General features: G+C 63.8%; 16 protein-coding genes. 8 read left to right on the forward strand and 8 right to left on the reverse strand.

What is annotated here, in order from left to right:
• Window positions 1-4: 4 nt before the first annotated feature.
• Both QFZ40_RS15200 and QFZ40_RS15205 read right to left on the reverse strand, forming a co-directional pair.
• Window positions 5-427, reverse strand: a complete 423-nt coding sequence (locus QFZ40_RS15200) for an arsenate reductase ArsC (protein WP_306905420.1) — start codon at window positions 425-427, stop codon at window positions 5-7.
• Between the two features lie 157 nt (window positions 428-584).
• Window positions 585-1,259 (reverse strand): metalloregulator ArsR/SmtB family transcription factor, encoded by a 675-nt coding sequence (locus QFZ40_RS15205; RefSeq protein ID WP_306905422.1) that lies wholly within the window; start codon window positions 1,257-1,259, stop codon window positions 585-587.
• 45 nt (window positions 1,260-1,304) lie between these two features.
• On the opposite strand from QFZ40_RS15205, the gene QFZ40_RS15210 reads away from it, so the two are divergent.
• The 3 genes from QFZ40_RS15210 (at window position 1,305) to QFZ40_RS15220 (ending at window position 3,042) form a co-directional block, all read left to right on the forward strand.
• On the forward strand, window positions 1,305-2,045 hold the full coding sequence (locus tag QFZ40_RS15210) for an aquaporin (RefSeq protein WP_306905423.1): 741 nt from the start codon (window positions 1,305-1,307) through the stop codon (window positions 2,043-2,045).
• Window positions 2,046-2,110: 65 nt separating this feature from the next.
• On the forward strand, window positions 2,111-2,461 hold the full coding sequence (locus QFZ40_RS15215; protein ID WP_306905424.1) for an ArsR/SmtB family transcription factor: 351 nt from the start codon (window positions 2,111-2,113) through the stop codon (window positions 2,459-2,461).
• A 35-nt stretch (window positions 2,462-2,496) separates the two neighbouring features.
• Window positions 2,497-3,042 (forward strand): GNAT family N-acetyltransferase, encoded by a 546-nt coding sequence (locus QFZ40_RS15220; RefSeq protein ID WP_306906939.1) that lies wholly within the window; start codon window positions 2,497-2,499, stop codon window positions 3,040-3,042.
• Here the strand turns inward: QFZ40_RS15220 and QFZ40_RS15225 are convergent.
• On the reverse strand, window positions 2,999-3,352 hold the full coding sequence (locus QFZ40_RS15225; protein ID WP_306905425.1) for a cupin domain-containing protein: 354 nt from the start codon (window positions 3,350-3,352) through the stop codon (window positions 2,999-3,001). The genes QFZ40_RS15220 and QFZ40_RS15225 overlap by 44 nt on opposite strands.
• 85 nt (window positions 3,353-3,437) lie before the next feature.
• The gene (locus QFZ40_RS15230; protein WP_306905427.1) at window positions 3,438-4,487 is read right to left on the reverse strand and encodes a serine hydrolase; all 1,050 of its coding nucleotides are present in this window, start codon (window positions 4,485-4,487) and stop codon (window positions 3,438-3,440) included.
• A 199-nt stretch (window positions 4,488-4,686) separates the two neighbouring features.
• Here QFZ40_RS15230 and QFZ40_RS15235 point away from each other — a divergent pair, with 199 nt between their 5' ends.
• A complete protein-coding gene (locus QFZ40_RS15235) occupies window positions 4,687-5,589 on the forward strand; it encodes a potassium channel family protein (RefSeq protein ID WP_306905429.1) in 903 nt (300 codons plus the stop codon).
• Window positions 5,590-6,064: 475 nt separating this feature from the next.
• Here QFZ40_RS15235 and QFZ40_RS15240 read toward each other — a convergent pair whose 3' ends face one another.
• Complete coding sequence (locus QFZ40_RS15240) at window positions 6,065-7,246, reverse strand: GmrSD restriction endonuclease domain-containing protein (RefSeq protein WP_306905430.1); 1,182 nt, start codon at window positions 7,244-7,246, stop codon at window positions 6,065-6,067.
• Window positions 7,247-7,637: 391 nt separating this feature from the next.
• Here QFZ40_RS15240 and QFZ40_RS15245 point away from each other — a divergent pair, with 391 nt between their 5' ends.
• Both QFZ40_RS15245 and QFZ40_RS15250 read left to right on the forward strand, forming a co-directional pair.
• The gene (locus QFZ40_RS15245) at window positions 7,638-8,099 is read left to right on the forward strand and encodes a MarR family winged helix-turn-helix transcriptional regulator (RefSeq protein WP_306905431.1); all 462 of its coding nucleotides are present in this window, start codon (window positions 7,638-7,640) and stop codon (window positions 8,097-8,099) included.
• Window positions 8,096-9,355, forward strand: coding sequence for an MFS transporter (locus QFZ40_RS15250; protein WP_306905432.1), 1,260 nt, complete (start codon window positions 8,096-8,098; stop codon window positions 9,353-9,355). The genes QFZ40_RS15245 and QFZ40_RS15250 overlap by 4 nt, the downstream gene beginning before the upstream one ends.
• A gap of 7 nt (window positions 9,356-9,362) precedes the next feature.
• Here the strand turns inward: QFZ40_RS15250 and QFZ40_RS15255 are convergent, their stop codons facing one another.
• Window positions 9,363-9,743, reverse strand: coding sequence for a VOC family protein (locus QFZ40_RS15255; RefSeq protein WP_306905434.1), 381 nt, complete (start codon window positions 9,741-9,743; stop codon window positions 9,363-9,365).
• 344 nt (window positions 9,744-10,087) lie between these two features.
• Here QFZ40_RS15255 and QFZ40_RS15260 point away from each other — a divergent pair, with 344 nt between their 5' ends.
• Window positions 10,088-10,669: a dihydrofolate reductase family protein gene (locus QFZ40_RS15260; protein ID WP_306905435.1), complete on the forward strand. Its 582-nt coding sequence runs from the start codon at window positions 10,088-10,090 to the stop codon at window positions 10,667-10,669.
• Between the two features lie 12 nt (window positions 10,670-10,681).
• On the opposite strand, the gene QFZ40_RS15265 is transcribed toward QFZ40_RS15260, so the two are convergent.
• Together QFZ40_RS15265 and QFZ40_RS15270 are read right to left on the reverse strand one after the other, a co-directional pair.
• Window positions 10,682-11,026: an iron chaperone gene (locus tag QFZ40_RS15265; RefSeq protein WP_306905436.1), complete on the reverse strand. Its 345-nt coding sequence runs from the start codon at window positions 11,024-11,026 to the stop codon at window positions 10,682-10,684.
• A gap of 64 nt (window positions 11,027-11,090) precedes the next feature.
• Window positions 11,091-11,429, reverse strand: coding sequence for a DUF1801 domain-containing protein (locus QFZ40_RS15270; protein ID WP_306905438.1), 339 nt, complete (start codon window positions 11,427-11,429; stop codon window positions 11,091-11,093).
• Between the two features lie 217 nt (window positions 11,430-11,646).
• Between QFZ40_RS15270 and QFZ40_RS15275 the strand changes: the two genes are divergently transcribed.
• Window positions 11,647-12,048 (forward strand): hypothetical protein, encoded by a 402-nt coding sequence (locus QFZ40_RS15275; protein ID WP_306905439.1) that lies wholly within the window; start codon window positions 11,647-11,649, stop codon window positions 12,046-12,048.
• Window positions 12,049-12,058 lie beyond the last annotated feature (10 nt).

The following is a 12,058-nucleotide window of genomic DNA, read 5'->3' on the forward strand; positions in this document are numbered from 1 at the left end:
CGGGCTACTTGGCGGCCGGGATCAGCGAGTCGATCAGACCCTCGATGCGGGTCTTGATCTCGTCGCGGATAGGCCGGACCGACTCTACGCCCTTGCCTGCCGGATCCTCCAGGACCCAGTCCTCATAACGCTTCCCCGGGAAGTAGGGGCACTCATCGCCACAGCCCATGGTGATCACCACGTCGGACTCCTTCACGGCCTCGGTGGTGAGGACCTTTGGAACCTCTGCGGACATGTCGATCCCGACCTCGGCCATAGCCTCGACGGCGGCAGGGTTGATCTTGTCGGCCGGCTGGGAACCTGCCGAGCGGACCTCGATTTCGCCTTTCGAGAGGGATGTCAGGAACGCCGCGGCCATCTGGGAGCGGCCGGCGTTGTGGACGCAGACGAAGAGGACGGAGGGCTTCTTGGCTGTTTCGGTGGTCACGCTGTTCTCCTGGATTCGGTTGGGTTGGGTGGGTACGGTCTGATCTGCGATGACCCTGTGACTCCCAAACCGAACATTGATGATGATCGATATAGAGAGTATCCGGTCATACATTGATGAATGTCAATATTGTTCTGAATGAAGCTTTCCAAACCGCTCAGGCTGCGCTGACACGTGGCGCAAGGTCGGTAACGCGGTGGGCGATGTCATCAAAGGCCCGATCGAAGGCCTCCTTGGTGCCCAGGCGCAGGGGGTCAGGGATGGACCAGTGGATGCCCGTCATCCCGCGCAGTTCCTCGTGGGCGTTGTCGCAAACGGTCACGACGAAGTCCGCTTCGTTCGCCACCTCACCCAAGGCTCGGGGCGATATGTTGGGAAGGTCCAGGCCGTGGCGGCGGGCAGTTTCGATGGCACCAGGGGCGATGCGGTTCGCGGGATGCGTTCCGGCGGAGACTGAGGGGATACTGCTAGCCTGCCCCCAGAGGGCTGCGGCCAGCTGCGAGCGCGCACTGTTGTGCGTGCAGACAAACAGGACGCGGCGGGCTCCGTGGACAGCTCCCGGCACCAGTCCATCAAGAGCCCCGGCCGCGAGTCGAAGATAGCTCCGGCGCTTGTCCGCTTCCGAGCGGTGCCGGGTCGCTAGTCCGGCGTCTTCCAGCGTTTTCAGGTGGTGCGAGAGCAAATTGGAGGACATGCCCAGTTCCGCCTGCAGTTCCGTGGGAGAGAAATCCCCCAGCGTCAGCAGGTCCACGATGCGCAGGCGCGCCGGATCGGCGAGGGCTGCGTGCCTGGCTACGCGCGCTTGGAAGGTGGAAGCTGCCTCAATATCCATTGATTCAATTTTGACTGAGGTAATTTCTTGCGTCAAGCTGGAGGCATGATTTCAGACCAGCCGCCCCTGTGGCGCCGAGCCGTCGCTGAACTCCTCGGCACCGGCCTGCTCGTTGCCGTCGTCGTCGGTTCCGGGATTGCCGCCCAACAGCTCTCCCCGGGCGACGTCGGTCTGCAGCTGTTCGAAAACAGCACCGCAACAGTTCTGGGCCTGACGGTGCTGATCCTGGCGTTCGGTCCGGTCAGCGGCGCCCATTTCAACCCGGTCGTTTCGCTGGCCGACTGGTTTTTGGGCCGGCGCAGCGGGTCCGGCCTGACCCTGCCGGATGTCGGCGCCTACGTGACGGCCCAGGTGGCCGGGGCCATTGGCGGCAGCGTGCTGGCCAACGCAATGTTCGACGTCGGGACGTCCATCTCTGCCAAGGAACGGGCAACGTCGGGGCACCTGCTCGGTGAGGTCGTCGCGACCGCAGGGCTCATCCTGCTGATCTTCGCCCTCGCGGCTACGAAACGCGGCGCCCTTGCGGCACCCGCAGTAGGCGCCTATATCGGGGCCGCGTACTGGTTCACGTCCTCAACGGCGTTCGCCAACCCCGCCGTGACCGTCGGCCGCATCTTCAGCGACACCTTCGCCGGTATCGCGCCGGGCTCCGCGCCCGCCTTCGTCGTCGCCCAGGTGCTCGGTGCCGCCGTCGGCCTGGGCCTGCTGCTTCTGCTGTTCCCCGCTGCTTCCCGCGCTGCGGACGATGTCGTGATCCCTCATGCCACCCGGACAACCAGGCCATAGGCTCTTCTTGCGGGGGCATCCGGCTCATAGATTGATGGACGTCAATATTCGGGCATAATGGATAGATGACCTCACTGCCTCTGCTTGAACCGGCCGCGGACACCGCCGCCTGTTGCCCGCCGGCGGCGCCCGGGATCGGTGCTGCCGAAGCTCAAGACACAGCGGCCGTGTTCAAGGCGCTGGCCGACCCCAACCGGCTGCGGCTCCTTTCCATCGTCAAGGGCGCCGAGGGCGGAGAGTCCTGCGTCTGCGACCTCACCGAGCCGCTGGACCTGGGCCAGCCCACCGTGTCCCACCACCTGAAAATCCTCGTCGATGCCGGGCTGCTCCGCCGTGAAAAGCGCGGAACCTGGGCCTACTACTCGCTGGTTCCCGGCGCCCTTGAGCGCACGGCAGGACTACTGGAGACCCTGTGACCGCAGCTTTGCCATTGGCAATCACCATCCGTTCCATGCGCCAGGAGGATTGGCCGTCCGTCCAGAGCATCTACCAGCAGGGGATCGACACCGGCCACGCGACGTTCGAATCCTTGGCGCCGGACTGGGATGGGTTTGACGCGTCCCGGCTTCCCCGCCACCGGATCGTGGCCGAGACAACGCAGGGCCGCATCGTCGGCTGGGCTGCCGTCTCTCCGGTGTCAGCGCGCCCTGTCTACGCCGGCGTCGTCGAACATTCCGTGTACGTCGCGGCCGAAGCGCGGGGCCTCGGCGTGGGCACAGCACTGCTGCGGGCCCTTTCCGCATCAACCGAGGCGGACGGGATCTGGACCATCCAAGCCAGCGTCTTCCCCGAAAACGAAGCCAGCCTCAACCTCCATCTCGCCAACGGCTACGTCGTCGTCGGACGACGGCAACGCATAGCCCGGATGGGCCACGGACCCCTTAGCGGCACATGGCGCGACACCATCCTGATCGAACGCCGCTCACCCGAGCCGGGCGCCGCCGTCGTTCTCCCTACGCCGGAAGCTGCACCAGCCGGTCAGTCTTCACCACCGTAAAGAGCACCGCTGAGTCTTCTTCCGCCTCGAGGCTGTGCAGTCCCTCCGGCACGATCAGCAGGTCCCCCGCCTTCCCCTGCCACGAGTTCCCGCCTGACTTCAGCCAAACACTTCCCTTCAGCACAAAGACCGTGGCCTCGCCGGGGTTCAGATGTTCGCTGAGCCGGGTGCCGGCACGGAAGGCCATGACGGTTTGGCGGAGGGTTTTCTCGTGCCCGCCGAACGCTGTATCTGCTGCGCGGCCGCTGGGGGCGGCAACCGCGGCCTCGATTTGCTGACGGGCCAGGGCGTCGATCGATATCTTCTGCATGAGGCCACCGTACCCATGTTTGCGGCTGCTAACCGGGAGATGTGCGGCTGCGCGCCCAAGGGTGAGGCACAGCCACGAGGACTTCCTACGGGCTCGGGGCCGGGGAAGGAAAGAGTGCCTCCACGATTGTCTTCGTCAGCGAGTGGATCATCCTGATGCGGCGGGCCTGGTCCCTACTGTCGGCGCTTTCGGTGTAGATCACCAGTGCATAGGTTGTGTCATGGAAGCTCAGCAGCGCGACGTCGTGGAGGTTCCCGTAAACCTGCCCGTATTTGTGATGCACCGTGATATCCGGTCGGGTGGCGGCGGGGATAAAGGCTTCAACGTTGGTGTTCTGCATGTAACTGAGCAGCTGCTTGGTGTTCTCCGGGCTGAGCAGATCCCCTGCATAGAGTTGCTTTAGGAAGACCGCCATTTCCGCCGGTGTAAGCCGGTTCTGTCGCGGATCGTACGTGATGCCTATTGAGGCGGCGTACTGAATGAGATCCGGAAACCCGACAGCGTTCATCAGCAGGAGCCACGAATCGTTGTTGCTGGTATTGATCATGGACCTAATTTGAAAACCGGCGCTGTAGCTCCCCAGCTCTTGTTCCATCGTTGCTTTACCGGTTTCAACGAGGTGATAGTAAGCCGCTGCGGTGATGAGCTTCGCCGTGCTGGCCGCAACGAATGCCGACGCATCTCCATATGTGCGTGTCTCGCCGCCGGCAACCGCAGTCAGGGCAACACCCACGCGGTAGCCCTTGGCGCCCTTGAGAATCCGATCGATTTTGTTCTGCAGGTTCGCAGGCATGGCTGCCGTCGCCCGGCCTTTTGGTTCTGCAGCCAGCGTGGCGGTGGCGGCAGGGAACTCCGAAGCAACCGGGGCGGCAGACGAGGCAGGGGCAGTCGGGGCCCCGGAGGCAGGCAGTGCCGGGGCAGGCAGGGCGGGGGCAGTCGTAGCCCAGACAGCCGGAGCGTCGGGCCAACTCAGCGAACCGGACCAGGAGGGGAGTCCCGGAGGAGCCACTCCGAACGTGACGCTGGCCAGGATAACCAGCGCGAGGGTACCCCCCGAGAAAGCGAGTTGTTTCCGCCAGCGCAGCGGTGATCGGTAATGGCTGCCCTCCTGATACAGCGGCAAATCCAAGGGCATTGGGGATCTCCTGTCTCGACCATAGATCGAAGCAGCATCAGCATCCCCAGCCACCGCCAATACCAAGCACGCTTATTAAAGCACGGGTATCTGCGGAACGAGACTATTGACGTTTCCAGGCGTGCATGCATGCCCGTCGGCCGGGGCGCCGCCCGGCTGCCTCCCTCTGGCGCGATGCATGTCCGCCCTAAGATGAGGCATGGACTTCGCGGATATGCTCTGGACGGTTTTGGGGGCCGGGCTGATCCTGCTGATGCTCGCCGACGTCTTTCGCACACTCCTCTTTCCGCATGGTTCAGGTCCTGTAAGCCGGGCCATCATGCGGGGACTTTGGCGGCTCAGCCGGAAGCTGAGGGGCCGGGGGTCCACCATCGCAGCGCCGTTGGCCATGGCTGCAGTCATCGGCGCGTGGGCAGGGATGGCGGCCATCGGGTGGGCGCTGCTGTATCTGCCCCACCTGGCAGATGGCTTCGTCTACGGCGATGGGGTGCCGCGGGAGGCTGACTTCGCCGAAGCGCTCTATATCTCGCTGGTCACTCTTTCCACCGCGGGATACGGAGACATTGTGGCGGCCTATCCGCTGCTCCGGCTGGTGGTGGCCTTCCAGGCCGTCACTGGTTTCGGCTTGCTTACCGCCACGGTCTCCTGGATCCTGCAAATGTACCCGGCGCTGAGCCGTCGGCGGGCTCTTGCCCATGAGCTGAACCTGTTCCGGGAATCTGCAGGTCCTGAAGGTTTGGCCTCACTGGATCCGCAGCATGCAGCCGGGCTGCTCGAATCACTCGCCAGGAACGTGGCATCGGTCAGCATAGATCTGCTGTCATTCCAGGAGACCTATTACTTTCATGAAGTCGAAGAGAGGAGTTCGTTGCCGGCGACAGTTGGCTATGCCGGCCAACTGGCGGCAGACGCCGAGCACAGCGGGAACCCCGACCTGCAATTTGCCGGACGGATGCTGCATGCAGCACTTGAACATCTCGCAGAGGTCCTCCGCGGGAATTTCGGCCATCCCGGGACGACGTCGTCTGACGTGTTTGACAGCTACGCGCTGCATCACAAACACACGCAGTCCCGGAAAACGGACACTTCGGAGGCGGAGTAGTTGGCTATTTAGCCGCCTGAATGGCTTTGCGGACCGCTGAACCCAGCACCGAGATAACCGGGACCAGGCAGGCGAGCGCCACCACGGTATTGGGCCGGAAAACCACTCGTCCACGGATACAGCGGTAGACGCCCAGCGGCAGGACCTGCCGCCTCCCCCTCCGCCGGACGCGCCCACCTGTCCGGCCTCGCCGCCGCCGCCGAACCCGAAGGACACCAGCGCAACGGGGATGACCTCCTCGCCGCCAAGCTGGACGGGCGCGGCATAAGCCTTTGAGACGCCCACGTTCTTGAAGGTTTCAACCAGGGACGCGAAAGTATCAGGCATGGCTCCCACAATATGAGCCCGCGCCAACTATCGATACCCCTGGTTAGCGCCTCTATAGATGGACTGCTCAAACAGCCTCATATGAAAGCCGTGGATACCTTCTACATGAAAAGGTATCCACGGCCATCAGAGCCTGAAGAGGCAACCATTACTCGCAGGCGATCCCGTCGGAATCCCGGTCAAGGGCACCCCGGTAGCCAGGCTGGTTCGCATACAAGGGAGCGGCACCGGCCGCCCTGACAGCATCGCAATTTTTGTAGTAGGCAGCCGGAGCAGGTGCGGGAGCCGGAGCGGGAGCAACGCGGGCAGCGGGGGCAGGTGCCGGTGCCGCGACGGGCGCAACCGGCGCCTTCTCGTTGGTCGGTGCGAGCTGACCTGGGCAGTCAGCCAGAATCCTGGCCATCGCATCGTGCTCCGCTTGGGTAACCCACAGGCTGTACGTTGCCTTGACCGAAATCTGGCGGGCGACGTACTCGCAGCGGAAACCCTTGTTCGGCGGCAGCCAGGTGGCCGCGTCGCCGTCGCCCTTCTTGATGTTGGTGGGACCGTCTGTCGACTGCAGGTTCAACGGATCATTGGCGAACGCCGTCCGCTGCTCGGTTGTCAGCTGCTGCGCGCCCTTCTGCCAGGCGTCGCTGAGGGCAACCACATGGTCGATCTGGACGGCGCTGCTGGTGGCAGTCCCCCGCAGGAAGCTGATGGTGGAGCCCGTGTAGGGATCCGCCAGCGTTCCCGTCTGCACCTTGCAGGGAACACTGTTGGTGAACGTAATGGCCGTCAGGTCGCGCTTGAGAATGTCGTTCCTGGTGTCGCAACCGTTACGGTCCACGTCCGCCCAGGCCTGCCCGAACAACGCACGGTCATATCCCGTTTTGGGCGCCCGGCCCTTAATCGGGAGCGTGGCCAGCAGATCGACCGCCTTCGTCGCGAAGGCCGGCTGCGTCTTCGGAGCCGTGGCGGTGATGCCCTGCGCCAAAAGGTAGGGAGTCTCCGGATCCAGCGGCTCACCCGTCTCCTGGGCCGTCGGAGCGGACGACGGCGTGGGCGTGGGTATGGCTGTTGCGCTTGCTTTTGTGGTGGTTGGCGAAGCGTTCTTATCCAAAGAGGCGGCCCGGAGGTCCTCCGGAGCAGGCCGCGGCGTTACGGCGGCCCCGGCGATAAGAAGCGCAAAGGAGACAGCAAGGGCGATGGCACCTGACTTCCGCTTCGCCGGTAGCCTCGCCCAGGATCGGCGTCCGGTTGCCAGGACATAGAGGCCGGTGATGGCGCCCGAGAAGGCCAGGACGACGAGTGCTCCTCCCACGCCACTGCCAAACGAAGCGATGATCATGAACAGGGCGGTGACGGCCCCAACGATGAACGTTGAAACAGGCTGCTTACGCGGCGGCTTCTGGCCAGGCCCGGGCCCGGGAGCAGATGGAGCTGACCCCAGGAGGGTCTCATAGTTCGACAAGTTTCCCCATTAATAAAGGCCCAGGCAACCTGGCCGGGCCTCTTGCTTTCAACACATTTGTGCTCTGACAAGCCTATTTAGTTGCAGGCCCGTGCGGTCGATATCGCGGCGATCCTGCCGAAAGCCTGATTGAGTCTTGATCCAACCTTGATAACCGTCCGTCGAATTGCCATCCGCAGAACGTCCCTTGCAGCCGCCCACTGACCGGAGCATAATGGTTAGCAGAGCTAATTAGCAGTGCTAACTATCGCCGGAGGCGCAAGAGTCCATGACCATCAACGAAACGACGGACCGGGAAACTATCGGGTCCATCAGTCCGCACACCCTGGCGATGGAGCTTCGCACTGCCGTCATGCGGACCTCCCGCCGGCTCCGGGTCGAAGCAACCGGAGAGGTGATCACGCCGGGACAATACACAGTGCTGGCTCAGCTGCACGGCGGCGGCCCCCGCACGCTCCGGGAACTGGCTGAAAGCGAGCATGTACAGGCACCTTCCATGACACGCATCGTCAATGCCCTTACGGAGCAGGGCTTTGTGTCCCGGTCGGCCAGCCCCGAGGACGGACGCCAGGTGCAGGTAACCATCACGCCTGCCGGTGCGGCTGTCCTGGAACAGGCCCGCAGCCAGCGGACCGCATGGCTGGCCCACCGGGTGGCCGGCCTCAGCGCCGAGGACCGCCGGACACTGAGCCGCGCCGCCCACATCATGCAGGACATGAGCGCCAAATGAGCACGATGTTCCAGGCACTGGAGGACCGCAGCTACCGCTTGTGGGCCGGCGGGGCCCTGGTGTCCAACGTTGGCACCTGGATGCAGAGGGTGGCGCAGGACTGGCTGGTACTGACCGTCCTCACCAACCATTCAGGCACCGCCGTCGGCATCACTACGTTTCTCCAGTTCCTTCCGATGCTGCTGCTCGGCCCCTACGGGGGCGTCCTCGCCGACCGTTACCGCAAACGCGTGATCCTGCTGTGGACGCAGTCGGCAATGGGCCTGTGCGGGCTGGCCGTTGGGCTCCTGGTGGTGACCGGTTCAGCGCAGCTGTGGCATGCCTATCTGACTGCCCTCTGCCTCGGACTGGCCAGCGCCGTTGACGGACCCACACGCCTGGCCTTCGTTTCCGAACTCGTGGGCCAGGACAAGGTAGCCAATGCAGTGGCACTGAATTCTGCTTCTTTCAACACCGCCCGGCTCACAGGTCCTGCCATCGCTGGCGTGCTCATTGCCTGGGTCGGCACCGGCCCCGTGTTTCTGCTGAATGCAGCCAGCTTCGCGGCCGTCATTATCGCGCTGACACGGATCCGGGCAGCGGAGTCTGCCCCGTCCGCTCAGGCACCCCGAGGCAAACGCCAGGTCGCGGAGGGCCTGGGCTACGTGCGCCGCCGGCCCGACCTGGTGCTGATCCTTGTCCTGGTGGGCATCCTTGGGGCCTTCGGCATGAATTTCCCCATCACCAATGCCCTGATGTCCACGACGGAATTCGGGATGGGGCCCGGGGAATTCGGGCTCCTGGGCTCGATCATGGCCGTGGGAACACTGGCCGGCGCGCTGCTCGCCGCCCGCAGGGACCGTCCCAGGCTGCGTTTCCTTCTTGGCGGGGCCCTGGGGTTGGGCTTCTTCACCCTCATTGGCAGCGTGTCGCCGTCGTTCTGGTTGTACGCGGCGGTCCTGATACCCGTCGGCCTGGCATCAATGACATTCCTGAACAGCTGTAATACGAGCATCCAGCTCACCGTGGACCCGCGGTTCCGCGGACGGGTGCTTGCCCTGTCCCTGGCCGTCCTTCAGGGCGGGACCGCCCTGGGGGCGCCCCTCATGGGCTGGATCGGCACCGAACTCGGCGCGCGCTGGGCCGTGGCCGCCAGCGGAACGATTGTCTTGCTGACCGGCCTGTGCGCGGTGACAGTTGTCGCCCGAAGAAGCCGGCTGACCTTCCGGGAGCAGCTTCGGACCGCGCTCCCCCGGAAGCGCGAATCCGTCGCCTGAATGGTTGTTAGCTGCGCTGGGAGATATTGAGAATATTCCCCTCGCTGTCCAGGAACCAGGCGGCTTTCCCCCAGTCATTGGTGGCAACGCCGTTCTCCGTCTTCAGGCCGGGAAAGTCGTACTCTTCGAAAACGACGCCGCGGCCCCGCAGTTCCTCCATCTCGCGTTCGATGTTGTCCGTCTCCCAGCCCATCTGAGTGTTTTTGGCTGAACCTGCATTCTCTGTCTGGTAAACGAGGAAGCTCGTCCCCTTGCCTGCGCGGTACATCAGGCTGTCGTCCTCAGGGGTTTCGGAAGGCTCCAACCCCAGCTTGTCCCGATAGAAATCCTTCGCCCTGTTGATGTCCTTCGCGGGGAGGACAGCCATGATCTCTAAGTCCTTGAGCATGATGATTTCCTTTTGTGCATTCTTTTGTTGCTGGATGGCGATCCTCTCCCCCGGTTTCGGTCCCGGAGCGTGCTTATCCGGGCCGCGTGGCCGCCCGTTCCGCCGAATGCCGGGACGGCCACCTGGGACTCTGCAACGCCCCTCCAGCCATCATCGGCGCGAGGGTCCCCGAAAGCTTATGTGGCCATTATGGAACTGATTTGTGCCCACGGAAATAGTCGTTTAATTACCGTCCACGGGCCGGTTCAGAACCCTTCGACTTTCACGCAATTAACCCCGCTCCGGGCGCCCCTATGGGCGGGATAATGAAAACTCAGCGCTCGGACGGCTCTAAGGAATCGATCATGGGAAAAGTATCCGTCACCAACAATGTCTCGCTGGACGGCGTGATGCAGGCCCCCGGCAGGCCCGACGAGGATACCCGCGGGGGCTTCGACCGCGGCGGCTGGGCGGTGCCCTACACAGATCCCGTCATGGCCGGCGCCATGGCGGAAGGAATGTCGCGGCCGGGCGTCCTCCTGTTGGGGAGGCGCACCTATGAGGATTTCGCAGGCTACTGGCCGCAGCAAAAAGACAATCCCTATACGGAAGTCCTGGACAACACCTGGAAATACGTCGCCTCGAACACGCTGACAGAACCGTTGCCCTGGAAGAACTCCACCCTCCTCACCGGTGACGCGGCAGATGCGGTGGCCGAACTGAAGAACCAGCCCGGGCCGGACATTGCCATCCTCGGCAGCGGGGAACTCATCCAGTCGCTGAGGCGCCGGAATCTCATCGACGAGTACGTGCTCCTCATCTATCCGCTAATTCTCGGAGCGGGCCGCCGCCTGTTCCCTGACGGGGCGCCGCCGTCGGGGCTCCGGCTCACCAACAGCCTGACGACGACCACCGGCGTCGTGATCGCCACGTATCAGACAGCGTGAACCAAGCCGGCCCTACTTCAGGATCTCCGCGCGGCGCAGTAGGACGATGTCCTCCAGCACGTCGTCCGGGACAGGGTGGTCCGGCGTGAAACGGATGGTCCCCTTGGACAGGGAGTATCCCTCAAGCCTGCCGGCGACGGCGTCAATCACCGCAGGGGAAAACGGAAAGATGGAGAGGTGCTTGGCCGCCGCCACGACACCGATGAGGGGCTTGCCCTCTAACTTCAGGGCAGGCATCCCGTAGCTCATCCCCTCCACAGCCTCCGGCACCAAGGCCCGGGCAGTGTCTATGACGCGCTGCAGGCATCCGCGTTCGGGCTCAGGCAGATCGGCCAAGGAATCGTCAACGGAACCCATGGGCCATTCTATTCACGCCGGACGTGACGGCGGCACTGAGATGAGGGGGTGGCACGGGACCGTGTCAGGCAGCGGCTTTCTCGACGAGCGCGCGAATCTTGGCCTCCGTTGCAGCATCCAGCGAGGTGATATTCCAAGCGACCGGGTGCATATGGGCGCCTTCCTCACGTGCGGGGTTCACAACTTCGCCAAAACCGAACGCGATGAAGTCCTTATCCGGTTTGATGTAGCAGATGTCCTTGCCGTCCTTCACATAGAACGGGAGTCCCCAGCGGACGATCGGTTCTAACGAGGGCGCGCTCTCCCGGATGATGCGATGCAGGCGTTCCCCAATTTCCCGATACTCTGCGGGGGCTTCGCTGAGTTTGCTGAGAACAGCCGCGTCACCCTTCTTCGTGAACATCGTGTTCAGGCCTCCTTCAAATCGTCGTCAGGCAGTTGTTGTAGCCGGCCTCGTGTGCGCGTGGACCACGCAGGTGTCGGGACCAGCGACGGCGCCAAGCCTATGTCGCCGGAGCGAGGTAGTCGAGGCATGCAGGAGTTGGCCGTCACCGAGCGCCCGTTGACTGGGTGGGGTCGGCACGGCAGGCTGTGAGGACATCCGCGGCAAGGGGAGCACGATGAAGTACCCGGTGTACCTGATCGCCGTCGCGGCTGTGCTCGGGTTCGCCCTTGGCGAGGGGCAGATGACCGCGGCCTACCGATCCAAGCGCGAGCGGGACCTCACAGTGGTGGCCCGGTCGAAGGCCGGATTCAAGTCGATGGGCTTCTGGTACACGTCCTTTTCAACCACGGTAACGGTGGAGTCGGTGGAGGTGACCGGTTCGGAGGCTGGCGTCCGGTTCAAGGAATTAACCGAGCAATACCAGGCCTCGACGGCGAATGGGCCCAGCATCGCCCCCTCGGCCTACTCGCTGCCGCAGACCGCAACATTCCGTGCATCCGGGGACGGCTGGCAGCTGGACAGCATCACCCCTACCGTGCACGGGGGCGGCCTGCCAATGTCCGTCGTCGAGGACTGAGAACTGCCCC

The organism is Arthrobacter pascens (genome assembly GCF_030816475.1).
In the GTDB taxonomy this organism is placed as follows: Bacteria; Actinomycetota; Actinomycetes; order Actinomycetales; family Micrococcaceae; genus Arthrobacter; species Arthrobacter pascens_B.

Coding starts and splice junctions, on each gene's coding strand:
- QFZ40_RS15205 (WP_306905422.1), bottom strand. CDS start 1,259: ATGGATATTGAGGCAGCTTCCACCTTCCAAGCGCGCGTAGCCAGGCAC.
- QFZ40_RS15210 (WP_306905423.1), top strand. CDS start 1,305: ATGATTTCAGACCAGCCGCCCCTGTGGCGCCGAGCCGTCGCTGAACTC.
- QFZ40_RS15215 (WP_306905424.1), top strand. CDS start 2,111: ATGACCTCACTGCCTCTGCTTGAACCGGCCGCGGACACCGCCGCCTGT.
- QFZ40_RS15220 (WP_306906939.1), top strand. CDS start 2,497: ATGCGCCAGGAGGATTGGCCGTCCGTCCAGAGCATCTACCAGCAGGGG.
- QFZ40_RS15225 (WP_306905425.1), bottom strand. CDS start 3,352: ATGCAGAAGATATCGATCGACGCCCTGGCCCGTCAGCAAATCGAGGCC.
- QFZ40_RS15230 (WP_306905427.1), bottom strand. CDS start 4,487: ATGCCCTTGGATTTGCCGCTGTATCAGGAGGGCAGCCATTACCGATCA.
- QFZ40_RS15235 (WP_306905429.1), top strand. CDS start 4,687: ATGGACTTCGCGGATATGCTCTGGACGGTTTTGGGGGCCGGGCTGATC.
- QFZ40_RS15240 (WP_306905430.1), bottom strand. CDS start 7,246: ATGATCATCGCTTCGTTTGGCAGTGGCGTGGGAGGAGCACTCGTCGTC.
- QFZ40_RS15245 (WP_306905431.1), top strand. CDS start 7,638: ATGACCATCAACGAAACGACGGACCGGGAAACTATCGGGTCCATCAGT.
- QFZ40_RS15250 (WP_306905432.1), top strand. CDS start 8,096: ATGAGCACGATGTTCCAGGCACTGGAGGACCGCAGCTACCGCTTGTGG.
- QFZ40_RS15255 (WP_306905434.1), bottom strand. CDS start 9,743: ATGCTCAAGGACTTAGAGATCATGGCTGTCCTCCCCGCGAAGGACATC.
- QFZ40_RS15260 (WP_306905435.1), top strand. CDS start 10,088: ATGGGAAAAGTATCCGTCACCAACAATGTCTCGCTGGACGGCGTGATG.
- QFZ40_RS15265 (WP_306905436.1), bottom strand. CDS start 11,026: ATGGGTTCCGTTGACGATTCCTTGGCCGATCTGCCTGAGCCCGAACGC.
- QFZ40_RS15270 (WP_306905438.1), bottom strand. CDS start 11,429: ATGTTCACGAAGAAGGGTGACGCGGCTGTTCTCAGCAAACTCAGCGAA.
- QFZ40_RS15275 (WP_306905439.1), top strand. CDS start 11,647: ATGAAGTACCCGGTGTACCTGATCGCCGTCGCGGCTGTGCTCGGGTTC.